The sequence below is a fragment of the Pedococcus sp. P2_D7 genome (assembly GCF_056404295.1).
Window position 1 is genome coordinate 503,627 of the sequence record NZ_JBFUEH010000004.1, and the last position, 23,781, is coordinate 527,407.

22 protein-coding genes are annotated in these 23,781 nt (G+C 70.1%); 16 read left to right on the forward strand and 6 right to left on the reverse strand.

Annotation, left to right across the window (positions count from 1 at the left end; all coding sequences use genetic code 11):
- Positions 1 to 28 precede the first annotated feature (28 nt).
- Positions 29 to 469 (reverse strand): methylmalonyl-CoA epimerase, encoded by a 441-nt coding sequence (mce, locus tag AC1DWJ_RS11595; RefSeq protein ID WP_056922453.1) that lies wholly within the window; start codon positions 467 to 469, stop codon positions 29 to 31.
- 171 nt (positions 470 to 640) lie between these two features.
- Between mce and gatC the strand changes: the two genes are divergently transcribed.
- The 3 genes from gatC (at position 641) to gatB (ending at position 4,072) form a co-directional block, all read left to right on the forward strand.
- Entirely contained in the window at positions 641 to 937 is a 297-nt protein-coding gene (gene gatC / locus AC1DWJ_RS11600) for an Asp-tRNA(Asn)/Glu-tRNA(Gln) amidotransferase subunit GatC (protein WP_477620839.1), read from the forward strand.
- 79 nt (positions 938 to 1,016) lie between these two features.
- Entirely contained in the window at positions 1,017 to 2,534 is a 1,518-nt protein-coding gene (gatA, locus tag AC1DWJ_RS11605) for an Asp-tRNA(Asn)/Glu-tRNA(Gln) amidotransferase subunit GatA (protein WP_477620840.1), read from the forward strand.
- 2 nt (positions 2,535 to 2,536) lie between these two features.
- Positions 2,537 to 4,072, forward strand: a complete 1,536-nt coding sequence (gene gatB / locus AC1DWJ_RS11610) for an Asp-tRNA(Asn)/Glu-tRNA(Gln) amidotransferase subunit GatB (RefSeq protein ID WP_477620841.1) — start codon at positions 2,537 to 2,539, stop codon at positions 4,070 to 4,072.
- Positions 4,073 to 4,077: 5 nt separating this feature from the next.
- On the opposite strand, the gene AC1DWJ_RS11615 is transcribed toward gatB, so the two are convergent.
- A complete protein-coding gene (locus tag AC1DWJ_RS11615; protein WP_457253454.1) occupies positions 4,078 to 4,650 on the reverse strand; it encodes a DUF937 domain-containing protein in 573 nt (190 codons plus the stop codon).
- An 80-nt stretch (positions 4,651 to 4,730) separates the two neighbouring features.
- Positions 4,731 to 5,909, reverse strand: coding sequence for a PQQ-dependent sugar dehydrogenase (locus tag AC1DWJ_RS11620; protein ID WP_477620842.1), 1,179 nt, complete (start codon positions 5,907 to 5,909; stop codon positions 4,731 to 4,733).
- A gap of 62 nt (positions 5,910 to 5,971) precedes the next feature.
- On the opposite strand from AC1DWJ_RS11620, the gene AC1DWJ_RS11625 reads away from it, so the two are divergent.
- Complete coding sequence (locus AC1DWJ_RS11625; RefSeq protein ID WP_457253450.1) at positions 5,972 to 6,898, forward strand: 2-hydroxyacid dehydrogenase; 927 nt, start codon at positions 5,972 to 5,974, stop codon at positions 6,896 to 6,898.
- Positions 6,899 to 6,900: 2 nt separating this feature from the next.
- Here AC1DWJ_RS11625 and AC1DWJ_RS11630 read toward each other — a convergent pair whose 3' ends face one another.
- Positions 6,901 to 7,710 carry a glycoside hydrolase family 16 protein gene (locus AC1DWJ_RS11630; protein WP_477620843.1) on the reverse strand — a complete coding sequence of 270 codons (810 nt, stop codon included), beginning with the start codon at positions 7,708 to 7,710 and terminating at the stop codon, positions 6,901 to 6,903.
- A 52-nt stretch (positions 7,711 to 7,762) separates the two neighbouring features.
- On the opposite strand from AC1DWJ_RS11630, the gene AC1DWJ_RS11635 reads away from it, so the two are divergent.
- Positions 7,763 to 8,902, forward strand: coding sequence for a WD40/YVTN/BNR-like repeat-containing protein (locus AC1DWJ_RS11635; RefSeq protein WP_477620844.1), 1,140 nt, complete (start codon positions 7,763 to 7,765; stop codon positions 8,900 to 8,902).
- Positions 8,899 to 9,183: a MoaD/ThiS family protein gene (locus tag AC1DWJ_RS11640; protein WP_457253444.1), complete on the forward strand. Its 285-nt coding sequence runs from the start codon at positions 8,899 to 8,901 to the stop codon at positions 9,181 to 9,183. The genes AC1DWJ_RS11635 and AC1DWJ_RS11640 overlap by 4 nt, the downstream gene beginning before the upstream one ends.
- Before the next feature lie 57 nt (positions 9,184 to 9,240).
- Here AC1DWJ_RS11640 and AC1DWJ_RS11645 read toward each other — a convergent pair whose 3' ends face one another.
- A complete protein-coding gene (locus AC1DWJ_RS11645; protein ID WP_457253442.1) occupies positions 9,241 to 10,350 on the reverse strand; it encodes a PLP-dependent cysteine synthase family protein in 1,110 nt (369 codons plus the stop codon).
- A gap of 150 nt (positions 10,351 to 10,500) precedes the next feature.
- On the opposite strand from AC1DWJ_RS11645, the gene AC1DWJ_RS11650 reads away from it, so the two are divergent.
- The 6 genes from AC1DWJ_RS11650 (at position 10,501) to serA (ending at position 18,531) form a co-directional block, all read left to right on the forward strand.
- Positions 10,501 to 11,025 (forward strand): SixA phosphatase family protein, encoded by a 525-nt coding sequence (locus tag AC1DWJ_RS11650; protein ID WP_457253440.1) that lies wholly within the window; start codon positions 10,501 to 10,503, stop codon positions 11,023 to 11,025.
- Between the two features lie 104 nt (positions 11,026 to 11,129).
- A complete protein-coding gene (gene ilvD / locus AC1DWJ_RS11655) occupies positions 11,130 to 12,857 on the forward strand; it encodes a dihydroxy-acid dehydratase (RefSeq protein WP_477620845.1) in 1,728 nt (575 codons plus the stop codon).
- 409 nt (positions 12,858 to 13,266) lie between these two features.
- Entirely contained in the window at positions 13,267 to 15,069 is a 1,803-nt protein-coding gene (locus AC1DWJ_RS11660; protein ID WP_457254160.1) for an acetolactate synthase large subunit, read from the forward strand.
- A gap of 5 nt (positions 15,070 to 15,074) precedes the next feature.
- Positions 15,075 to 15,587 carry an acetolactate synthase small subunit gene (gene ilvN / locus AC1DWJ_RS11665; RefSeq protein ID WP_056922718.1) on the forward strand — a complete coding sequence of 171 codons (513 nt, stop codon included), beginning with the start codon at positions 15,075 to 15,077 and terminating at the stop codon, positions 15,585 to 15,587.
- A 63-nt stretch (positions 15,588 to 15,650) separates the two neighbouring features.
- Complete coding sequence (gene ilvC / locus AC1DWJ_RS11670) at positions 15,651 to 16,679, forward strand: ketol-acid reductoisomerase (protein ID WP_457253436.1); 1,029 nt, start codon at positions 15,651 to 15,653, stop codon at positions 16,677 to 16,679.
- A gap of 265 nt (positions 16,680 to 16,944) precedes the next feature.
- Positions 16,945 to 18,531 (forward strand): phosphoglycerate dehydrogenase, encoded by a 1,587-nt coding sequence (serA, locus tag AC1DWJ_RS11675; protein ID WP_457253434.1) that lies wholly within the window; start codon positions 16,945 to 16,947, stop codon positions 18,529 to 18,531.
- A gap of 111 nt (positions 18,532 to 18,642) precedes the next feature.
- On the opposite strand, the gene AC1DWJ_RS11680 is transcribed toward serA, so the two are convergent.
- A complete protein-coding gene (locus tag AC1DWJ_RS11680; protein WP_477620846.1) occupies positions 18,643 to 19,182 on the reverse strand; it encodes a GNAT family N-acetyltransferase in 540 nt (179 codons plus the stop codon).
- Between the two features lie 338 nt (positions 19,183 to 19,520).
- On the opposite strand from AC1DWJ_RS11680, the gene AC1DWJ_RS11685 reads away from it, so the two are divergent.
- From AC1DWJ_RS11685 to AC1DWJ_RS11700, 4 genes are all read left to right on the forward strand, one after another.
- A complete protein-coding gene (locus AC1DWJ_RS11685; protein ID WP_157582483.1) occupies positions 19,521 to 19,601 on the forward strand; it encodes a 3-isopropylmalate dehydrogenase in 81 nt (26 codons plus the stop codon).
- A 124-nt stretch (positions 19,602 to 19,725) separates the two neighbouring features.
- Positions 19,726 to 20,793, forward strand: a complete 1,068-nt coding sequence (locus AC1DWJ_RS11690) for a 3-isopropylmalate dehydrogenase (protein WP_477620847.1) — start codon at positions 19,726 to 19,728, stop codon at positions 20,791 to 20,793.
- Positions 20,794 to 20,898: 105 nt separating this feature from the next.
- Positions 20,899 to 22,008 (forward strand): branched-chain amino acid aminotransferase, encoded by a 1,110-nt coding sequence (locus AC1DWJ_RS11695; protein WP_477620848.1) that lies wholly within the window; start codon positions 20,899 to 20,901, stop codon positions 22,006 to 22,008.
- A 147-nt stretch (positions 22,009 to 22,155) separates the two neighbouring features.
- Positions 22,156 to 23,748 carry an amino acid permease gene (locus tag AC1DWJ_RS11700; protein ID WP_477620849.1) on the forward strand — a complete coding sequence of 531 codons (1,593 nt, stop codon included), beginning with the start codon at positions 22,156 to 22,158 and terminating at the stop codon, positions 23,746 to 23,748.
- The last annotated feature ends 33 nt before the right edge of the window (positions 23,749 to 23,781 follow it).

The following is a 23,781-nucleotide window of genomic DNA, read 5'->3' on the forward strand; positions in this document are numbered from 1 at the left end:
GGTCCCAGCCACGGGCCGCCGCTGGCGGTCAGTGCGTCTCGTGCGCCGGCTGCACCAGCTCGACGAGGATTCCGCCGGCGTCCTTGGGGTGGATGAAGTTGACCCGGGAGTTCGACGTGCCCCGGCGCGGCTCGTCGTAGAGCAGCCGAAGCCCCCTGTCACGGAGCACCTGGCTGACGGCCTCGACGTCCTCGACCCGGTAGGCGACCTGCTGCACTCCGGGACCCGAGCGGTCGAGGAACTTCGCGATCGTCGACTCGGGGGAGAGGGGAGCGAGGAGCTGGATGTGCGAGCCGCTGCCGCCCACCGCCATCATCGCCTCGCGGACGCCCTGCTCCTCGTTGACCTCCTCGTGCGCCAACGTCATGCCGTAGGTGTCGCGGTAGAAGGCGATCGCCTCGTCGAGGTCGCGCACTGCGACCCCTACGTGGTCGATGGCGGTGAACAGGTCGATCGGCAGGCGGGTCATGCCACCACCGTAGGCACCCGGCCGCTCGGCATACAGGGGTGAGTCGTGTGGTGGTCGCCACCAGGGGGCGGCAGGGCCGCCCGCCGGTCGCGTCCCGGTCGCGTCCTGCCGTGGTCCGCCGAGCACGCCCGGGAAGGGGTGGCCGTGCGCAGGGCCCCTAGACTGACGCCCATGTCCGCACTGTCCCGGGACGACGTCGCGCACCTCGCCGGCCTCGCCCGCATCGACCTGTCCGATGCCGAGCTCGACCGCATGGTCGGCGAGCTGGGCGTCATCCTCGAGTCCGTCGCCAAGGTGCAGGAGGTGGCCGCCGACGACATCGAGCCGATGTCGCACCCGCTGCCCCTGACCAACGTCACGCGTCCGGACGAGGTCCGCCCGTCCCTCGGCGCCGAGGCCGCCCTGGCCGCTGCCCCCGAGAAGGAGCTGCAGCGCTTCTCGGTGCCCCGCATCCTCGACGAAGACTGACCGACCGCGCCGACGCGCGCGTCCCACCCCTGCGACAGACCCTGCGACAGACCCTGCGACAGACCAAGGACGACCCCTCGTGAACTCCGACCTCACCCGCCTCAGCGCCGCTGAGCTGGCCCATGCCATCGCCTCGAAGGAGCTCAGCTCCGTCGAAGTCGTCCAGGCACACCTCGACCGCATCGCGGCAGTCGACGCCGATGTGCACGCGTTCCTGCACGTGGACGGCGAAGGCGCGCTCGAGGTGGCCCGAGGCGTCGACGAGCGCCGGGCGTCCGGCGACGACCTGCACGTCCTCGCGGGCGTCCCGATCGCCGTCAAGGACGTCATGGCGACCAAGGGCCTGCCGACGACCTGCGGCTCCAAGATCCTCGAGGGCTGGATCCCGCCCTACGACGCCACGCTCGTCGCGCGGCTCAAGGCGGCCGGCATGCCGATCCTCGGCAAGACCAACATGGACGAGTTCGCGATGGGCTCCTCGACCGAGCACTCGGCCTACGGACCCACCCACAACCCCTGGGACCTCACCCGGATCCCCGGCGGGTCGGGAGGCGGCTCCTCCGCCGTCGTCGCGGCATACGAGGCACCGCTGGCCATCGGCACCGACACCGGTGGGTCGATCCGCCAGCCGGCCTCGGTGACGGGCACCGTCGGCGTGAAGCCGACCTATGGTGGCGTCTCGCGCTACGGCCTCGTGGCGCTTGCCTCGAGCCTCGACCAGGCCGGACCGTGCACGCGGACGGTGCTCGACGCGGCGCTGCTCCACTCGGTCATCGGTGGCTACGACCCGATGGACTCCACCTCGATCAACGCCCCGGTGCCCGCGGTGGTCGAGGCCGCCCGGCGGGCCGACGTCAAGGGACTCAAGGTCGGCGTCATCAAGGAGCTCGGGGGAGAGGGCTACCAGGCGGGCGTGCGCGCCCGGTTCGACGAGTCGGTGGCCCTGCTCCAGGAGGCCGGCGCCGAGGTCGTCGAGGTGTCCTGCCCGAGCTTCGACTACGCGCTCGCCGCCTACTACCTGATCCTGCCCAGCGAGGCGTCTTCCAACCTCGCGAAGTTCGACGCCATGCGGTATGGCCTGCGGGTGCTGCCCGAGGGCGTCGACGACCCGAGCGCCGAGCAGGTCATGGCGGCCACGCGGGACGCCGGTTTCGGCGACGAGGTCAAGCGCCGCATCATCCTCGGCACCTACGCCCTGTCGAGCGGCTACTACGACGCCTACTACGGGCAGGCCCAGAAGGTACGACGGCTCATCGCCAACGACTTCTCCTCGGCCTTCGAGCAGGTCGACGTGCTGGTGAGCCCGACGGCGCCGACCACCGCCTTCAAGCTCGGCGACAAGCTGGACGACCCGATGTCGATGTACCTCCAGGACGTCGCCACCATCCCGGCCAACCTCGCTGGCGTGCCCGGCATGTCGCTGCCCAGCGGCCTGGCCGACGAGGACGGGCTGCCCACCGGCATCCAGATCCTCGCCCCGGCGACCAAGGACGAGCGCCTCTACGGCGTGGGCGCCGCGCTGGAGAAGATGCTCGTCGACCGATGGGGTGGGCCACTGCTGGCCAAGGCCCCCCAGCTGACCGCGAAGGGAGCCTGACCATGAGCAGCGCCAGTTCGGTCGCCGAGGAGATCGTCGACTACGACGAGGCCCTCGAGCGCTACGACCCCGTGATGGGGCTCGAGGTGCACGTCGAGCTCAACACCGCGACGAAGATGTTCTGCGGCTGCGCGACCGGGTTCGGCGCCGAGCCCAACACCCAGGTCTGCCCGGTGTGCCTCGGCCTGCCCGGGGCCCTGCCGGTCGTCAACGAGAAGGCCGTCGAGTCGGCCATCCGGATCGGCCTCGCGCTCAACTGCGAGATCGCGCAGTGGTGCCGGTTCGCCCGGAAGAACTACTTCTACCCGGACATGCCGAAGAACTTCCAGACCAGCCAGTACGACGAGCCGATCGCCTTCGAGGGGCACCTCGACGTCGAGCTCGGGGACGGCACGACCTACCGGGTCGCGATCGAGCGCGCGCACATGGAGGAAGACACCGGCAAGTCGCTGCACATCGGCGGCGCGACCGGTCGGATCCACGGTGCCGACCACTCGCTGGTCGACTACAACCGGGCGGGGATCCCGCTCATCGAGATCGTGACGAAGCCGCTCACCGGAGCGGGAGCGCGCGCGCCCGAGGTCGCCAAGGCCTACGTCGGCGCCCTGCGCGAGCTGCTCCGTGCCCTCGGTGTCTCGGACGTGAAGATGGAGCAGGGGTCGCTCCGCTGCGATGCCAACGTCTCCCTGCGGCCGCGCGCGACCGGCGGCGAGTCGCAGGACGACGTCCCGCTCGGCACGCGCACCGAGACCAAGAACGTCAACTCGCTGCGCAGCGTCGAGCGGGCGGTCCGCTACGAGATCACCCGTCACGCGGCGATCCTCGACAAGGGCGGCAAAATCACCCAGGAGACGCGCCACTGGCATGAGGACACCGGCGTCACGACCAGCGGTCGCGAGAAGTCCGACGCCGAGGACTACCGTTACTTCCCGGAGCCCGACCTCGTGCCCGTGGCCCCGACCTCCGAGACCGTGGAGACGCTGCGGGGCACCCTGCCCGAGCCTCCCGGGGAGCGTCGGCGCCGCCTCCAGAACGACTGGGGCTACAGCGATCTCGAGATGCGCGACGTCATGAACGCCGGTGCGGTCGCCCTCATCGAGGAGACCGTGGCGGCTGGGGCGACGCCTGCCGGGGCCCGCAAGTGGTGGACCGGTGAGCTGGCCCGCCGCGCGAACGTCGAGGGCAAGGGCGTCGAGGACTTCGGCGTCACGCCGGCCCACATCGCCGAGCTCGACGGTCTGGTCCGGGACGGTCGGCTCAACGACTCGATGGCCCGTCAGGTGCTCGACGGCGTGATCGCCGGCGAAGGTACACCGACCGAGGTGGCGGACGCCCGCGGCCTGGAGCTGGTCCAGGACGACGGCGCGCTCGAGGCCGCCGTCGACAAGATCATCGAGGCCAATGCCGAGGTCGCCCAGAAGGTGCGGGACGGCAAGGTCCAGGCAGCTGGTGCGCTCATCGGACAGGTGATGAAGGAGATGAAGGGTCAGGCCGATGCCGGCAAGGCCCGCGAGCTGATCCTCGCCAAGCTGGCCTGAGCGAGTCAGCGGCGGCCTGCGCCCAGCAGGCCGCCGAGCACGTCGGTGATGATCGACCCGGTGTCGACCCCGCCTGACTGGGTGCCCTTGGTCGCCCCGCCGAGGACCTGGCCGAGGATGTCGCCGAGCCCGCCGCCGCCGGCGCTCGCGGAGGGCGACCGGGAGGCGTCAGCCGCGCCCCCGAGGACCTTCTTCGCCAGCCAGGACAGCACGATGGGCGCCAGGATCGGGATCAGCTTGGCGATGATCCCCTTGCCTGCTGACCCGCCGACGCCCCCGAGCTGGCTCACCACCTGGTCGCGGTTGGCACCGAAGATGTGCTGCGCGATCTTGTCGCCCTCGGCCGCGTCGACCTGGTTGAGGTCGACGCCGCCCTCGACCAGCGCCGGGTCGTGCTGGCCCAGGGCCTCCGCGAGCGAGGCCGCGCCTGCGGGGTCGGCGGCGTTGGCGTCGAGTCCACCGAGCAGGGCCGGTAGTGCGGTCCTGGCAGCCTGCTCGACCTCCGCGGGGTCGGCCCCCACCTGTTGCGCGAGCTGCTCGAGGTCGACCTGCGACAGGATCTCGTCCACTGCTGACATGGGTGCCCCCTTCGGGTGGTGGTCGGCCGCCGTGGCCGCGCCTGGCGTCAACGTACCGCCCAGCCGCCCGCGGGGCAGGCCTAGAAGTCGTCGAGCGACAACGCGACGACGCGGTCGTCGTCCGCGGCGGGGGTGCCGCGGAAGGTGTTGCTCGTCAGCACCCACAGCCGACCGTCGGGTGCGGCCACCGCATCGCGCAGCCGGCCGTACTCGCCCTGGAGCAGCCGCTGGGGTGCGCCGACACCGTTGGTGGTCAACGGGATCCGCCACAGCGACTCGCCCCTCAGTGCCGCCATCCAGACGGCTCCGTCGGCCACGGCGATCCCGCTCGGCGAGGCGTCGGAGGTCGCCCACTGGACGAGGGGGTCGGTGAAACCCGAGCGTCCGGCCTTGCCCTCGACGACGGGCCAGCCGTAGTTGCGCCCAGGCTGGATGAGGTTGAGCTCGTCCCACCGGTTCTGGCCGAACTCGCTGGCGAACATCCGCCCGTCGGGTGCCCACGCGATGCCCTGCACGTTGCGGTGGCCGTAGCTCCAGACCGGCGAGCCACCGAACGGGTTGCCGGGCGCGGGCTTCCCGTCCTGGGTGATCCTGAGGATCTTGCCCCCGAGGGCCCGCTTGTCCTGCGACCGGTCTGACTTCCCTGCGTCACCGGTCGTGACGTAGAGATAGCCGTCGGGACCGAACGCGAGTCGCCCGCCGTTGTGGTTCCCCGCCTTGGGTATGCCGCGCAGCACCACGGTGGACCGGGTCGCCGCCCCGTCCGCAAAGGTCAGTCGCACCACCCGGTTGTCGTCTGCCGCGGTGAAGTACACGAAGATGCTCTGGTCGCTGGCGACGTCGGGCGAGACCGCGACTCCGAGCAACCCGCCCTCACCGTCCGGACTGACCCCGGGGATCGCGCCGAGTGCCGTCGGGGCCTGGCCCGCACGGACCTGGAGGAGCCGTCCCTCGTCGCGCAACGTCACCAGGGCCGAGCCGTCGGGCAGGAACGCCAGGCCCCACGGGACGTCGAGGTCCTTCGCGATGGTCGCGGTGGCGGGAGCGCTCCTCGGGGCCGTGGTCGTCGTCGGACTCGTGCTCGTCGAGGTGCTCGTCGAGGTGCTGATGACCGGCGCGGAGACCGTGCCGGTCGTCCCGGGGCCGTCACCGGAGCACCCGCTGACGAGCAGCGCACCGACCAGCACGGAGGTGGCCGCGGCCCCTGCGCAGGTGCGCCCTGGACCCTTGGGCCGTGGATGGACTGGTGCGCGCGGCATACCCCATTGTGGGTGATGGGCTCCCTGCGAACGCCGATCGCGACGGCGCTACCGTGCTGGACATGACTCTCGTGACCCTGCCCGGACAGGAGTGGGTCGCGGCCGTGGGCCCCGTCTCCGGCATCGAGCTGGCGGTCTGGGACCTCGACGGGGTGCCCGACCGTGCCGACGAGATCCGGATCGTGGTGCCGCCCTACATCGGCGGCGGCGAACGGCTCGCGGCCCTGACCCGACTGCCGCACCTCGAGCTGGTGCAGCTGCTCACCGCCGGCTACGACAACGTCCTCGCCGTGCTGCCCGACGGCGTGCGCCTGGCCAACGCCACCGGCGTCCACGACGCTTCGACCGCCGAGCTCGCGGTCGCTCTGACTCTGGCGAGCCTGCGGGACTTTCCGGACTTCGTTGCGGCGCAACGTGATCGGACCTGGCTTCCGTCGGTGTTCCACGAGTCCTTGGCTGACAAGCGGGTGCTCGTGCTGGGGTACGGCTCGATCGGGCGCGCGGTCGCGGCCCGGCTCACGCCGTTCGAGGTGCAGGTGACCGCGGTCGCCAGCCGGGCCAGGGCGGGCGACGAGCTGGTGCGATCGGTGCACGGGGTCGACGAGCTCCCGGCGCTGCTGCCGCACCACGACGTCGTCATCATCATCGTGCCCCTGAGCGAGCAGACGGCCGGGCTGGTCGACGACGAGTTCCTCGCGGCGATGCCCGACGGCTCGTTGCTCGTCAACGTCGCGCGCGGTGGGGTCGTGGACACCGACGCGCTCGTGCGGCATGCCGCGGCCGGCCGGATCCGGGCAGCCCTCGATGTGACCGACCCCGAGCCGCTGCCGGCCGACCACCCGTTGTGGGGGCTGCCGGGGGTGCTCATCACGCCCCACGTGGGAGGTGCGTCGACGGCGTTCATGCCGCGGGCCGCCCGCCTGCTCCAGGAGCAGCTCGGCGCCTTTGCGGCAGGGCGACCACTGCGCAACCTCGTGGCGCGCGACTGACGTCAGCGTGAGCGGGTCTGGTCCTGCACGGCTCCGATGCGGTCGACGACCAGGGTGGGCACGTGAGAGGCCTGCGCCGCATCGCTCGGGTCGGCGCGGTCGGGGAAGTCGAAGACCGCGACCATCGACTGCATCGGGTAGTCGGGGACGAGGTCGACCGTCCGGATGACCGTGCCGTCGACCGCGAACCGCGCACCGTCGGGCATCCAGTCGACGCTGTAGGTGTGGAAGTCGCTGACGTCGATGGGCACGCGTGGAGCAGCGAAGTCGTCGACGAGCCGCGGGTCGCGGAAGGGGTGCACCCCCGCGCCCACCGCGGCTCCCTCCGCGGTGCTCGCGTCGCCGAAGACCTCCACGACACAGAGCTCACCACACCGGTCGGGCTGGTCCTCGAGGCCGACCAGCCACCAGGCGGCCATCGACCGCGACGTGAGGTCCATCCGGGCCCGCATCTCGAGGCGGCCGTAGCGTGGCGTCCAGCCCCACATCGTCGGCTGGGCCTCACGGACCAGGGCGCCCTCCCGCACCGGCTGCTGGCCGATGGTGCTCCCGACCGGGCCCGAGAAGACGCCGGACTGCACGCCGGACACGCGGAGCGGACCGTGGTCGTCGGGGCACCAGAGGCCGTGCTCGGCCGGGATGGTGAGGTGCAGGCACGAGTCGCGGACGGCATAGGTCGCAGCGCTGGCGGCACGCGAGCTCCACTGGGGGAGGTAGGACGGGACCCACACCGCGGGGTCGAGGTCGGCGCCCGCGAAGTCGTCGACGAAGCCCTGGTGGTGGGGGTCGTCCTGGGCGCGCTCGGCGGTCATGAACCCATCGTGACGGGTGCCACTGTCAGTCGTCAGTGCCATATTGGGAGCCATGGGACAGACGGCTGAGACCACTGCTGGTGAGAGCACTGCTGGTGAGACGACTGCTGGTGAGACGATCGTCGGGATCGGGACGCGCAAGGGGCTGTGGCTGGCCCGCAGCACGGACCGACGCACCTGGACGGTCGAGGGGCCGCACTTCCTGATGAGTGAGGTGCTGTCCCTGCTGTTCGACACGAGGCGAGACACCCCGAGGCTGCTGGTGGGCTTCCGGTCGTCGCACTGGGGGCCCTCGCTCCAGCACTCCGACGACGTCGGCGCCACCTGGGTGGAGCATCCCGAGGGCTCGATCCGCTTCCCGGAGGACACCGACACCGCGCTCAAGGCCACCTGGCAGCTGGTCGCCGACCCGCACGACCCCGAGGTGGTCTGGGCGGGCACGGAGCCCCAGGGCCTGTGGCGCAGCGGCGACGGTGGCGAGACCTTCGAGCTCAACCGGGGGCTGTGGGAGCACCCGCACCGGCCGGAGTGGGGCGAGGGGTTCGGTGGCGGTGCGATCCACACCGTCCTGCCGAGCCCGGCCAGCCCTGACCACATGCTCGTCGCGATGAGCACCGGGGGTGTCTACAACACCCGCGACGGCGGACGGTCCTGGACGCCGGGCAACACCGGTATCCACGCCTACTTCCAGCCCCACGACGAGTGGCCCGAGTTCGGTCAGTGCGTGCACAAGGTGGTCCGCGACGGCGCCACTCCGACCCGCCTCTATGCGCAGAACCACCGCGGCGTCTACCGCTCGGACGACGACGGGGTCACCTGGACCTCGATCGAGGCGGGGCTTCCCACCAACTTCGGCATGACCGCACTGGCCCACCCGACCCAGGGCGACACGGTGTGGCTCGTGCCGATCGCGTCGGACGGCGAGCGGATCCCGCCTGCGGCCGAGCTGCAGGTGCAGCGCAGTGACGACGCCGGGTCGACCTGGCGCACCCAGCACGCGGGCCTGCCGTCGCCGTCCTACACGAACGTCCTGCGCGACGCGGCTGGTCTCGACACCCACGACGAGCCCGGGCTCTACCTGGGCACCCGCAACGGCGAGGTCTACGCCTCGGTCGACGGCGGCGAGTCCTTCGACCGGATCGTCGAGCAGCTCCCCGACGTCCTCTGCGTCCGGGCGGTCACGCTCCGATGACCGCGCGAGTCGTCCTGCCGGGTCTGTTGCGCGACCTGGCCGAGGGGGCAGCCGAGCTCCCCGTCGAGCTGGCGTCCGCCGCCCCGCTGGCGGAGGTGCTCGACCGCGCCTTCGAGCCGTGGCCGATCCTCGCCTCCCGCGTCCGCGACGAGCGCGGCCAGATCCGACGCCACGTCAACGTGTTCATCGACGGCGAGGACGCCAAGCGGGCCGACGGCGTCCAGACGCCCGTGTCGCCGACCTCGACGGTCCACGTGATCAACGCCGTCTCCGGCGGCTGACCGGCCTGTCCGTCAGGAGGCAAGCGGTCAGGAGGCAGGCGGTCAGGAGGCAGGCGCTCAGGCGGTCCAGGTCCCGCGGTCCCACGCCGCCTCCAGCACGCCACGGTGCGGGCTGAGGTCCCACCCACGCTCGGTGAGCCAGTCGTCGTTGCGGTAGGTGCCGGCATACCGCTCCGACCCGTCGCACAATAGCGACACGATGCTCCCCGCCTGTCCGCGCTCGGCCATCTCGCAGGCCAGCCGCAGTGCCCCGAAGAGGTTGGTGCCGGTCGAGGCGCCGGCGCGCAGGCCGGTGCGCTCGGTGAGGAACCGCATCGCCGCGACCGACGCGGCGTCGGGCACCAGCAGCATGCGGTCGACGACGCTCGGGATGAAGCTGGGCTCCACTCGCGGTCGACCGATGCCCTCGATCCGCGACCCGCACGCTGCGGTGACGCCCTCGTCGTCACCGCAGAAGCCGGGGAAGAAGGCCGAACGCTCCGGGTCGACGACACAGACCTCGCTGGCCAGTCCCCGGTAGCGCACGAACCGTCCGATCGTGGCGCTCGTGCCGCCGGTCCCGGCCCCGACGACGACCCACCGCGGCACGGGGTGCCGCTCCCGCGCCATCTGCTCGAAGATCGACTCCGCGATGTTGTTGTTGCCCCGCCAGTCCGTCGCGCGCTCGGCATAGGTGAACTGGTCGAGGTAGTGGCCGCCCCGCTCGTCGGCCAGCCGGCGCGCCTCGTCGTAGACCTCCGAGGCGTCCTCGACGAGGTGGCACTGGCCGCCCTCACGCTCGATGAGGGCGATCTTCTCTGGGCTCGTCGTGCTGACCATGACAGCGATGAACGGCAGCCCGAGCATGCGCGCGAAGTACGCCTCGGACACGGCGGTCGAGCCGCTCGAGGCCTCGATGACGGTGGTGCCTTCGTGCAGCTCGCCGTTGCAGAGCGCGTAGAGGAACAGCGACCGGGCGAGCCGGTGCTTGAGGCTGCCCGTCGGGTGCGTCGACTCGTCCTTGAGGTAGAGGTCGACGTCGGGCAGGCCGGGGACGGGCACGTGCACGAGGTGGGTGTCGGCGCTGCGGTTGGCGTCGGCCTGGATGCGCCGGACGGCCTCGTCGAGCCAGGCCCGGTCGGTCGGGTTGGACGTCGCGGCGTCGATCAGGGTGGGCGCCTGTTCCATCGGTCATTCCTCACTGCGCAGCGAGGTATGCCGTGGCCGCTCGTGCGCTGCCCCGGGTCACCTCGTCGTGTGGGACGAGGCTAGCGGCCGGGCTGGGCTGCCGGACCCGCAGGGCTGGCTGTCTGCGGCCATCAGGGCCATGCTCGGGGTATGACCCTCGCCAGTGATGACAAGGTGCTCATCCTCTTCCGCCACGCCAAGGCGGAACAGGTCTTCGGCAAGCCCGACCACGAGCGCGAGCTGACCGGTCGCGGCGTGCGGGACGCCCGCGCGGCGGGGGCTTGGCTGCACGAGCACGAGCTCGGTCCCGAGCTCGTGCTGTGCTCGTCGGCGACCCGCACCCGCCAGACCTGGGCCGCCGCCGAGGAGGGCGGGGCGTGCGGCGAGACGGTCGAGTTCTCCGACAGCATCTACACCGGGGGTGCCGGGACGGTGCTGGGGTCGCTGCGTGACGCACCGGGGGAGGTCCAGGTCGTGATGGTGGTCGGCCACAACCCGACGATGGCGATGCTGGCCAGCGGGCTGTCCGAGGGCGACGGCTCGAGCGCCGCCCACGAGTGCCTCGCTGATGGCTTCCCGACATCCGCGATCGCGGTGCTGCGCTACGCGGGACCGTGGTCGGGCCTCGAGTTCGGCACTGCGGCGCTCGAACGCTGCCACGTGTCGCGCGGGTGACCACGCGGCATACCCGGGCAGCCTGGTCCGGGCGCTCGTCTGGGCGCTGGTCGGCCTGTGAGACCCGCGTCCCACTCTGTGGACCTGAGTTCTAGACTGCGGACATGACGACCACCGAGCCCACTTCGGGGGCAACCCCTTCCGGCGTCGACATCAAGCCGCGCAGCCGCGACGTCACCGATGGCATCGAGAAGACCGCGGCCCGCGGGATGCTCCGCGCGGTGGGCATGGGCGACGACGACTGGGTCAAGCCGCAGATCGGGGTGGCCAGCTCGTGGAACGAGATCACGCCCTGCAACCTCTCGCTCGACCGGCTCGCGAAGGCGGTCAAGGACGGCGTGCACTCGGCCGGTGGCTACCCCCTCGAGTTCGGCACGATCTCCGTCAGTGACGGCATCTCGATGGGCCACGAGGGCATGCACTTCTCGCTGGTGAGTCGCGAGATCATCGCCGACTCCGTCGAGACCGTGATGAACGCCGAGCGGCTCGACGGCTCGGTGCTCCTCGCCGGGTGCGACAAGTCGCTGCCGGGCATGTTGATGGCCGCCGCGCGCCTCGACCTCAGCTCGGTCTTCCTCTACGCAGGGTCGATCCTGCCGGGCATCGCCAAGCTGTCCGACGGCTCGGAGCGGACGGTGACGATCATCGACGCGTTCGAGGCCGTGGGGGCGTGCGCCGCCGGGCTGATGTCGCGCGCCGACGTCGACGCGATCGAGCGCGCGATCTGTCCGGGGGAGGGCGCGTGCGGCGGGATGTACACCGCCAACACCATGGCCTCCGTGGCCGAGGCGATGGGGATGTCGCTGCCCGGCTCGGCTGCCCCGCCCGCGACCGACCGTCGACGTGACGGGTTCGCGCGCAAGTCCGGTGAGGCCGTCGTCGAGCTGCTGCGTCGCGGCATCACCGCGCGCGACATCATGACGAAGGAGGCGTTCGAGAACGCCATCGCCGTCGTGATGGCCTTCGGTGGCTCCACCAACGCCGTCCTGCACCTGCTCGCCATCGCCAACGAGGCGGAGGTCGACCTGACCCTCGACGACTTCGTCCGCGTCGGAGCCAAGGTCCCGCACCTGGCCGACGTGAAGCCGTTCGGTCAGTACGTCATGACCGACATCGACCGCGTCGGGGGAGTGCCGGTCGTCATGCGGGCGCTGCTCGATGCCGGGTTGCTGCACGGCGACTGCCTGACCGTCACCGGTCGGACCATGGCCGAGAACCTCGCCGACATCGCCCCGCCCGACGTCGACGGCAAGGTCGTCCGCGCGATGACCCAGCCGATCCACAAGACGGGTGGCATCACCATCCTCAAGGGCACGCTGGCCCCGGAGGGAGCTGTCGTGAAGTCGGCCGGCTTCGACTCCGACGTCTTCGAGGGCACGGCCCGGGTGTTCGACGGCGAGCGCGCCGCGATGGACGCCGTCGAGGACGGCTCGCTCAAGGCCGGCGACGTCGTCGTCATCCGCTACGAGGGCCCCAAGGGTGGTCCGGGCATGCGCGAGATGCTGGCCGTCACCGGTGCCATCAAGGGAGCGGGCCTCGGCAAGGAGGTGCTGCTCCTGACCGACGGACGGTTCTCCGGGGGGACGACCGGCCTGTGTGTCGGGCACGTCGCCCCCGAGGCCGTCGACGGTGGGCCGATCGCGTTCGTGCAGGACGGCGACCGGATCACGCTCGACGTCGCGAACGGCCTGCTCGACGTCCACGTCGACGAGGCCGAGCTGGCCCGACGGGCGGAGGGCTTCGAGCCGCCGGCGTCGAAGTACCCGCGCGGCGTCCTGGCCAAGTACCGCAAGCTGGTCGGCAGCGCGAGCGGCGGAGCCGTCTGCGGCTGAAGGTCGCCCTTCGCGCGCGGGTCGAGGTATTCGGCGACCGGAATCCGGTCGCCGAATACCTCGAACCGGGGTTGTGACTGAGACGATTGGTCCGGATCGTGGGACCGGTTGTCTCGTACGTTGACACCACCAGTGGACGGCGGGAGAGTTCTCGTGTGGCACGAATTCTCGTACTTCATTAGCGCGCAGGCTCCTCGAGCCAGCGCGCTGCCCTCCGTCGTCCTCACCTGAGGACTGGAGGGCTTTTTCATGAGCACATCCAGCCTGAGCAGTTCGAGCGAGAACCGAAAGCGGTAGTGACGTGAGCGACGCGAAACCGGCACCGAGCCCCACCTCGAGCCCGGCCTTCAGTCCGGCCGGCAGTCCAGCCCCCAGCCCGTCCCGGCTGGCCGAGCAGGCGAAGGCGAAGGTGCCCGCTACGGTGACCGGCGCCCAGAGCCTGGTGCTCTCGCTCGAGGCGATGGAGGTCGACACCGTCTTCGGCATCCCCGGTGGGGCGATCCTCCCCGCCTACGACCCCCTGCTCGACTCGGTCAAGGTCCGCCACATCCTGGTCCGCCACGAGCAGGGTGCGGGGCACGCGGCCGAGGGCTACGCCAGCGCCACCGGCAAGGTCGGGGTCTGCATGGCGACCTCCGGGCCGGGCGCGACCAACCTGGTCACCGCGATCGCCGACGCCTACATGGACTCGGTGCCGATCGTCGCCATCACCGGCCAGGTCGCGTCGGCCGCCATCGGCACGGATGCCTTCCAGGAGGCCGACATCCGCGGCATCACGATGCCGATCACCAAGCACAACTACCTCGTGACCGATGCCGACCAGATCCCGCGCGTCATCGCCGAGGCGTTCCACATCGCCTCCACCGGACGTCCCGGCCCGGTGCTCGTCGACATCTCCAAGGACGCACTGCAGGCCAAGACGACCTTCGCCTGGCCGCCGAAGTACGACCTGCCCGGCTACCGGCCCGTCGCGCGTCCGCACAACAAGCAGATCCGGGAGGCCGCCCGCCTCATCGCGGCGGCCAAGCGCCCGGTCTTCTACGTCGGTGGTGGCGTCGTCCGCGGTCGCGCCTCGGACGCCCTGCGGGAGTTCGTCGAGCTGACCCAGATCCCCGTCGTGACCACCCTGATGGCGCGCGGTGCGGTGCCGGACAGCCACCCGCTCCACCTGGGCATGCCGGGCATGCACGGGTCGGTCGCGGCGGTCACCGCCCTGCAGAAGTCCGACCTGCTCATCACCCTCGGTGCACGGTTCGACGACCGGGTGACCGGCCAGCTGTCGACGTTCGCCCCCGAGGCCAAGGTCATCCACGCCGACATCGACCCGGCCGAGATCTCCAAGAACCGCACTGCTGACGTCCCGATCGTCGGTGACGTGCTCGAGGTGATCGGCGAGCTGGTCAAGGCCGTCGCCGCCGACCACGCGGCCGGGACCAAGGGCGACTACTCCGCCTGGCGAGACCAGACCGCCGGCTGGAAGGCGACCTTCCCCCTCGGCTACACCACGCCCGAGGGCGAGGAGAACGCCGTGTCGCCGCAGCAGGTCATCGAGCGGATCGGAGCCATCAGCGGTCCCGAGTCGATCTACGTCGCAGGCGTCGGCCAGCACCAGATGTGGGCCGCCCAGTTCGTCCAGTACGAGCGCCCCAACGCCTGGCTGAACTCCGGTGGCCTCGGCACGATGGGGTATGCCGTGCCGGCCGCCATGGGTGCCAAGGTCGCCGAGCCGGACCGCGTGGTCTGGGCGATCGACGGCGACGGCTGTTTCCAGATGACCAACCAGGAGCTCGCGACCTGCGTCATCAACAACATCCCGATCAAGGTCGCGATCATCAACAACAGCAGCCTCGGCATGGTGCGCCAGTGGCAGTCGCTCTTCTATGACAAGCGCTACTCCAACACCGACCTGCACACGTCGGTCGGCAACCGCATCCCCGACTTCGTCAAGCTCGCGGAGGCGTACGGGTGCGTGGGCCTGCGCTGTGAGCGGCCGGAGGACATCGACGCGACGATCAAGAAGGCCATGGAGATCAACGACGTCCCGGTCATCGTCGACTTCGTGGTCCACCGCGACGCGATGGTCTGGCCGATGGTGCCGGCCGGCGTGAGCAACGACGCCATCCAGGTCGCCAAGGACACGGCTCCCCAGTGGGACCGCGAAGAGGACGAGGCCACCGAGCAGCCCGAGGACGCGGACAAGGACGGGAAGTGATGGCGATGAGCAAGCACACCCTGTCGGTCCTCGTCGAGAACAAGCCCGGCGTCCTGGCCCGCATCGCGGCGCTCTTCTCGCGGCGCGGCTTCAACATCGACTCGCTCGCGGTGGGTCCGACCGAGCACCCCGAGATCTCCCGGATGACGGTCGTGGTCGACGTCGACGCGCTCCCTTTGGAGCAGGTGACCAAGCAGCTCAACAAGCTCATCGAGGTGCTCAAGGTCGTCGAGCTCGAGCCCACGGCGTCGGTGCAGCGGGAGATCCTCCTGGTCAAGGTCCGCACCGACATCCACAGCCGGAGCCACGTGCTGGAGACGGTGCAGCTCTTCCGTGCCAAGGTGGTCGACGTCGCCAGCGACACCCTGACCATCGAGGTCACCGGCAACCGCGACAAGCTCGCCGCCTTCCTCGAGGTCATCGAGCCGTTCGGGGTCAAGGAGCTCGTCCAGTCCGGGATGGTCGCCATCGGACGCGGCACCCGCTCCATCACCGACCGCGCCATGCGGTCCGCCTGATTTCCAATGCACCCCCCTGAGTGACCAAACACCCGACGACAGACAACCTAAGGAGTGGCCACCGTGGCCGAGATGTTCTACGACGACGATGCTGACCTGAGCGTGATCCAGGGCAAGAAGGTGGCCGTGATCGGCTACGGCAGCCAGGGCCACGCGCACGCGCTCAACCTGCGCGACTCGGGGGTCGACGTCCGCGTCGGTCTCGCCGAGGGGAGCAAGAGCCGCGCCAAGGCGGAGGCCGAGGGATTGACCGTGAAGTCGGTCGCGGAGGCCGTCAAGGAGGCCGACCTGGTCGTCATCCTCACGCCCGACCAGGTGCAGCGGACCGTCTACGCCAACGACATCGCGCCCAACCTCAAGGAGGGTGCCGGCCTGCTGTTCGGCCACGGCTTCAACATCCGCTTCGACTACATCAAGCCCGAGGCCGGGTCCGACGTGGTCATGGTCGCCCCCAAGGGCCCCGGTCACCTCGTCCGTCGCGAGTACGTCGACGGTCGCGGTGTGCCGGTGCTGCTGGCGGTCGAGCAGGACGCCTCCGGTGACGCCTGGGCGCTGACCCAGTCCTACGCCAAGGCCATCGGCGGACTGCGCGCCGGCGGCATCAGGACGACCTTCACCGAGGAGTGCGAGACCGACCTCTTCGGCGAGCAGGCCGTGCTCTGCGGCGGCGCCTCCCAGCTGGTTCAGTACGGCTTCGAGACCCTGGTCGAGGCCGGCTACCAGCCCGAGGTGGCGTACTTCGAGTGCCTCCACGAGCTCAAGCTCATCGTCGACCTCATGGTCGAGGGCGGCATCGCCAAGCAGCGCTGGTCGGTTTCCGACACGGCCGAGTACGGCGACTACGTCTCGGGGCCGCGCGTCATCGACCCGAGCGTCAAGGAGAACATGCAGGCCGTCCTCGCCGACATCAAGAACGGCGTCTTCGCGAAGCGGTTCATCGACGACCAGGACGCCGGTGCGCCGGAGTTCAAGGCATTGCGCGAGAAGGGTGCCCAGCACCCGATCGAGGGCACCGGCAAGGAGCTGCGCAAGCTGATGAGCTGGATCAAGGAGACGGACTCCGACTACGTCGAGGGGTCCGCCGCGCGCTGACGCGAAAGACCGCAGCGCCGCCCAGGCGTCCACGACCCGTATGCCGGTCGGTCCCCACGAGGGGGCCGGCCGGCTTCGTCGTCCAGCTAGCCGGTGTCGACACGGGTGGTGCACGACGAGCTCGGTGGTCGGGGGCAGGTGTGATCTCTGTGTCACATGTCGAGCCACGGCATCCACATGCTGAGCCGGGTCGTATGCTGTGCGCCGGGCACAGCGTGGTGCCGGAACCCCCATTGACCATCGTGACCCACCGAAGGACTGACACGTGAGCAAGCCGATCGTGCTGATCGCCGAGGAACTCTCGCCCGCCACCATCGACGCCCTCGGGCCGGACTTCGAGGTGCGTCACGTCGACGGTGCCTCCCGCGAGGCGCTGCTGCCGGCGCTGGCCGAGGTGGACGCCGTCCTCATCCGGTCCGCGACCAAGATGGACACCGAGGCCATCGCCGCCGCGAAGAACCTCAAGGTCATCGCCCGCGCGGGGGTCGGCCTCGACAACGTCGACGTCGCCGCGGCCACCCGCGCGGGGGTCATGGTCGTCAATGCCCCGACCTCCAACATCACCTCCGCGGCCGAGCTGGCCGTCGGCCTCCTGCTGGCGACCGCGCGCAACATCGCCCCCGCCAACCAGGCCCTCAAGGCCGGGGCGTGGAAGCGCAGCAAGTACGGCGGGGTCGAGCTGCTCGACAAGAAGGTCGGCGTCGTCGGTTTCGGCCGGATCGGCCAGCTGGTCGCCGAGCGACTCAAGGGCTTCGGCATGGAGATCCTCGCCTACGACCCCTACGTCTCGGCGCAGCGTGCAGGCCAGCTCGGGGCGCAGCTCGTCACCCTCGACGAGCTGCTCGAGCAGAGCGACTTCATCACGGTGCACCTGCCGAAGAACCCCGAGACGGTGGGGCTCATCGGCAAGGAGGCGCTGACCAAGGTCAAGCCGACCGTCCGCATCATCAACGCCGCCCGGGGCGGGATCGTCGACGAGGAGGCCCTGGCCGAGGCGTTGCGCGAGGGTCGTGTGGCCGGCGCGGGCATCGACGTCTTCGCCACCGAGCCCACGACGGAGAGCCCCCTGTTCGAGCACGAGTCGGTCGTCGTGACGCCCCACCTCGGCGCGTCCACGGACGAGGCCCAGGAGAAGGCCGGCGTCTCGGTCGCCAGGTCGGTGCGGCTCGCCCTGGGCGGCGACCTCGTCCCCGACGCGGTCAACGTCTCCAGCGGTGTCGTGCCCGAGGAGGTCCGTCCGGGGATCGCCCTGGTCGAGAAGCTCGGACGCATCTTCACCTCGCTCGCCGGCTCGGTGCCGGTGCAGCTCGACGTCGACGTGAAGGGTGAGATCACCGCGCACGACGTGTCGATCTGGAAGCTCGCCGCGCTCAAGGGCCTGTTCACCGACGTGACCGAGGACCCGGTGACCTACGTCAACGCGCCGCTGCTCGCCGAGCAGCGTGGCTGCGAGGTGCGTCTGCTCACCGACCCGACCATGCAGGACTTCCGCAACGTCACCACCCTGCGCGGCACGCTCGCCGACGGTGCGACCATCAGCGTCGCTGGCACGCTGACCGGACCGCGGCTGATCGAGAAGATCGTCGGGGTGAACGGGTTCGACATCGAGGTGCCGCTCACCGAGCACCTCGCCTTCTTCACGTACGTCGACCGGCCCGGCGTCATCGGCACGGTCGGGCGGCTGCTCGGCGACGCCGACATCAACATCGCGGGCATGCAGGTGGCGCGCAACGAGAAGGGCGGCCAGGCACTGGTGGCCCTCACCGTCGACAGCCGCATCCCGGCCGACGTCCTCGCTGCGATCGTCACCGAGGTCGGGGCCGACGTGAGCGTCGTCGACCTCGCCGACTGACCCGGAGGTATCCCATGCAAAAGGCGAGTTAGCGCCGCCCGCCCGGCGCTAACTCGCCTTTTGCATGAGTGAGCGGCGCTTCGTGGTGGGGGGTGGGACGTGGCCGACGGCTCAGCTGCGGGGCGGGCCGTCGTGGAGGACCAGGTTGAACAGGATGCTCTCGCGCCAGTCACCGTCGAGGTAGAGGAACGACGGGATCCGCCCGATCTCCTCGAACCCGCAGCGGTGCAGCACCGACTGCGACGGCAGGTTCGCCACCATGGTGCTCGCACCGAGGCGGTGCAGGCCGAGGTCGTGCCCACGATGGACGAGGTGCTGGAGCAAGGTCACGGCCAGGCCGCGTCGCAGGTGGGCATGGTCGACCCAGTAGCCCACGTCGGCCCCGAGCATCGCGCCGCGGACGATGTTCTGGAGGTTGGCGGCCCCGACGACCTGGGTGCCATGCCACAGCACCCAGGAGTCGAAGAGCCCGAGGTCGACCTGGCGCAGCCGGCCCTCGACGACCTCGCGCTGGCCGTCCTCGGTGAAGAACGACTCGGGCCGCGCGGGCTCCCATGGACGGAGGTGCGCACGGTTGCGCTCAGCCGCATCGGCCAACGGGCCGGCATCGTCGGTCGAGAGGGGACGCAGGGCGTAGCCGTCGGGGAGCACCTCGCCACCCTAGACACTGACGCCGCGACCCCTGCCAGAGCGGTCCAGGGGGACCGGTGCACCATGAGAGGCGGGTCACGTCCAGCCATGTCTCACTGCGTGGGAAACGGGTGTCAATTAGTTGGACGTCCACGTAACCTCGAAGACATGACGCGGCAGGTCGTAATTCTTATTTGCCGCGGCGAGTTCCGGTAGTCAGCCCACTCGCCGCGGAGATCCCGCGTGCGTGGCTGGCAGTGGCACCCCGTTAACCGGCGAGTGCCCAGTGCGATCACCGAGAACCACCCGAAACCCAACCCTGTTGCGACACAGGGAGATGCGAAGAGGAATTGATCATCATGAGCGAAGAGGCCGAGAAGGCACGTCAGGCACTGCAGGAGTCGATGGACCTGCGCGAGCAGGGTCACTCCGACGACTGACCAGCGCGACGCACACCTGGGCACCTGCGTGGTGCGACGACGAACGGCTCCGGGCACCTGCTCGGGGCCGTTCGTCATGTGAGACGCCGGTATCAGATCGCAAGACCGTCCTTAGGCTGGTCACATGGCTTCCGAGAGCACCGGCAACGACACCGTCAACCTCGCCGTCATCGGCGGCGACGGGATCGGCCCGGAGGTCGTCGCCGAGGGCCTGAAGGTCCTCGAGACGGTCACCGCCGGCACCGGCACGAAGTTCCACGCCACCGAGTACGACCTCGGGGCGCGGCGCTGGCACGCCACCGGCGAGACCCTCCCCGACTCCGTCCTGGAGGAGCTGCGCGGCCACGACGCCATCCTGCTCGGCGCGATCGGTGACCCCACGGTGCCGAGCGGCGTCCTCGAGCGCGGGGTGCTCCTGCCCCTGCGGTTCGCCCTCGAGCAGTACGTCAACCTGCGCCCGGCCAAGCTCTATCCCGGGGTGCTGAGCCCCCTCGCGGTCGAGCGCGTCGCCCCGGACGGCATCGACTTCGTCGTCGTCCGCGAGGGCACCGAGGGGCCGTACGTCGGGAACGGCGGCGCGCTCCGGATCGGCACCCCGAACGAGATCGCCACCGAGGTCAGTGTCAACACGAGGTTCGGCGTCGAGCGGGTCGTCCGCGACGCCTTCGCCCGCGCCCAGGCCCGTCCCCGCAAGCACCTCACGCTGGTCCACAAGCACAACGTGCTCACCCACGCCGGGCACCTGTGGCGCCGCACCGTCGACGAGGTGGGTGCCGAGTTCCCCGAGGTCACGACGGCATACCAGCACGTCGACGCGGCCACGATCTTCCTGGCCACCGACCCCGGACGCTTCGACGTCATCGTCACCGACAACCTGTTCGGCGACATCATCACCGACATCGCGGCGGCGATCGTCGGCGGCATCGGGCTGGCCGCCAGCGCCAACATCAACCCCGAGCGCACTGCTCCCAGCATGTTCGAGCCGGTGCACGGCTCCGCCCCCGACATCGCCGGCCAGTCCAAGGCCGACCCGACCGCGACCATCCTCTCGGTCGGCATGCTCCTCGAGCACCTGGGTCGCACCGACGAGGCCGCCCGCGTCGAGCGTGCGGTTGAGGCCGACCTGGCCGCCCGGGGGAGTGCGGTACGCAGCACCTCCGAGGTGGGCGACGCCATCGCGTCCCTCCTCTAGACGACTGGCTACATCCGACGTCTCCTGCCCGGGTGGTTCGCCGGGCAGGTAATCTCGGCAGGAGGAACCCCGCCCCCACCGGGGGTGACCCACCAGGAGGACTCCATGAGCCAGACCACCGCCCCGCTGACCTTCGAGGTCGCCCGCCGCAGCGACCCGCGGCCGGACGCGGAGCGTGAGGCCGTACTGGCCAACCCGGGGTTCGGCACCACCTTCACCGACCACATGGTCACGGCGACGTGGCGCAAGGGACAGGGGTGGAGCGAGGGCAAGGTCGTCCCCTACGGGCCGATCACCCTGATGCCGTCGGCAGCGGTGCTGCACTACGCCCAGGAGATCTTCGAGGGCATGAAGGCCTATCGCCACGAGGACGGGTCGATCTGGACGTTCCGCCCCGAGGCCAACGCCCAGCGGCTGATCCGCAGCGCCCGCCGGATGACTCTCCCCGAGCTGCCCGAGGAGGACTTCATCGCCTCGCTGCGCGCGCTGGTGGAGGTCGACCAGGCCTGGGTGCCGTCCGGCGCCAGCGGTGAGTCGAGCCTCTACCTCCGCCCGTTCATGTACGCCTCCGAGGCGTTCCTCGGGGTGCGTCCGGCGTCGGAGGTCACCTACTCGGTCATCGCCTCGCCCGCGGGTGCCTACTTCAGCGGCGGCATCAAGCCGGTGACCCTGTGGCTGTCCACCGACTACGCACGGGCCGGCGAGGGTGGCACCGGCGCCGCAAAGTGTGGCGGCAACTACGCCTCCAGCCTCGCGGGCCAGCTCGAGGGCATCGAGAACGGCTGCGACCAGGCCGTCTTCCTCGACGCGTCGACGCACACCTACGTCGAGGAGCTCGGTGGCATGAACCTGTTCTTCGTCACGAAGGACAACAAGCTGGTCACGCCCGAGCTCACCGGGTCGATCCTCGAGGGCGTCACCCGCTCGTCGGTGCTGGCCCTCGCCAAGGAGATGGGCCTGGAGCCGGAGGAGCGGCGGGTCCCCATCCAGGAGTGGAAGGACGGCGCGGCCAGCGGCGACATCGTCGAGATCTTCGCGTGCGGCACCGCCGCGGTCATCACGCCCGTGGGCGAGCTGCGCTGGGCCGGCGGCTCGTGCGACCACCGCAACGGCGTCGACTACGGCGAGGTCACCCGATCGATCCGCGAGCGACTGCTCGACATCCAGTACGGCCGCACCGAGGACACGCACGGCTGGCTGACCCGTCTGGTCTGACCAGCACCGCTGCCCGAACGCCCGGCCGCGCCGCCCGCTCCCAGGAGCAGGCGGCGCGGCCTTTTGGTTTGTGTTCGGACCATTGACAGGCCCGGCCCGCTGGGTGAAGCATTCGCTCACCTTCGTTGCGTGGACTAGGAGCTTGCTGTGTCCGATGTGCGATCACTGTCCGACGACGAGCAACGGCTCGCCGAGCTCGGCTACAAGCAGGAGCTCAACCGCTCCTGGTCCGGGTTCTCGAACTTCGCGATCTCGTTCTCGATCATCTCGATCCTGGCCGGGTGCTTCACCACCTTCGGCCAGGGCTTCAACAACGGTGGACCCGTCGCGATCTCGTGGGGCTGGCCCATCGTGTCGGCGTTCATCCTCCTCATCGGCTTCACCATGTCCGAGCTGGTCTCGGCCTACCCGACCTCGGGTGGCATCTACTGGTGGGCGAGCAAGATGGGCGGGGCGCGCGCCGGCTTCTTCACCGGCTGGCTCAACCTGATCGGCCTCATCGCCGTGACGGCGTCGGTCGCCTACGGCTGCGCGACCTTCCTCGACCTGACGCTCAGCACGTTCTCGTCGGGCTACGCCGACGGCTACTCGCTCACCCGGGTGTTCTGGTTGTTCGTGGGCCTGCTCGCGCTGGCGTCGGTGCTCAACATCTTCAGCGGCCACCTCATGGCGATCATGAACAACGTGTCGGTGTGGTGGCACGTCGCGGGCGCGACGATCGTGGTCCTGATGCTCATCTTCATCCCCGACCACCACCAGAGCCTGTCCTACGTCTTCACCGAGCGGTTCAACAACTCCGGCTACAGCGGTGGCAGCAACAGCTCGCTCAAGTACTGGTTCCTCGTCCTCCCCTTCGGCCTGCTGCTCACGCAGTACACGATCACCGGCTTCGACGCCTCGGCCCACCTCTCCGAGGAGACGGCCTCCGCGTCGAAGGCCGCGGCCAAGGGCATCTGGCAGTCGATCTTCTACTCCGCCATCGGCGGCTGGATCCTGTTGCTGTGCTTCCTCTTCGCGGTCCCCGACAACGACAAGGGGCTGCCTGACAATGCCGGGGTCGGTGGCGGCGGCGTCGCGTACATCTTCACCCACGCCATGGACAGCAAGTGGGCTGGCACGATCTTGCTGATCTCGGCGGTGGGCCAGTTCTTCTGCACCACCTCGTGCATGACCAGCGCCTCCCGGATGACGTTCGCGTTCAGTCGTGACGGCGCGATCCCGGGCTCGCGGCTGTGGTCGTCGCTGTCCGGCGCCAAGGTGCCGGCCAACGCAGTGATGCTCGTGGCCGTGGTGGCCGCGCTGATCACCCTCCCCGCCCTGAAGGAGGTCAACATCGGCACGGAGGAGTCGCCGCTCGTCGTGCCGGTCGCCTTCTACGCGGTCGTCTCCGTAGCCGTGATCGGCCTCTATCTGGCGTTCCTCATCCCCATCTGGCTGCGCTGGCGGATGGGCGACGCCTTCCAGCCCGGCAGCTGGAACAACGGCGCGAAGTACAAGTGGATGAACATCATCGCCGTCATCGAGATCGCGATCATCTCGATCTACTTCATCCTGCCCTTCGTCCCGGCCGGCGTGCCGTTCAGCGACGGCTTCGACTGGAAGTTCGTCAACTACGCGCCCATCCTCACCATCGGCTCGCTGATCATCCTGTGGATCTGGTGGCAGGTCTCGGCGCGCAAGTGGTTCAAGGGACCGAAGCACACCATCGACCCGGCCGTGGTGGAGGCCTTCGGGGAGTGACCCCGGGCCTGACGCTCGACGAGGCTCTCCAGA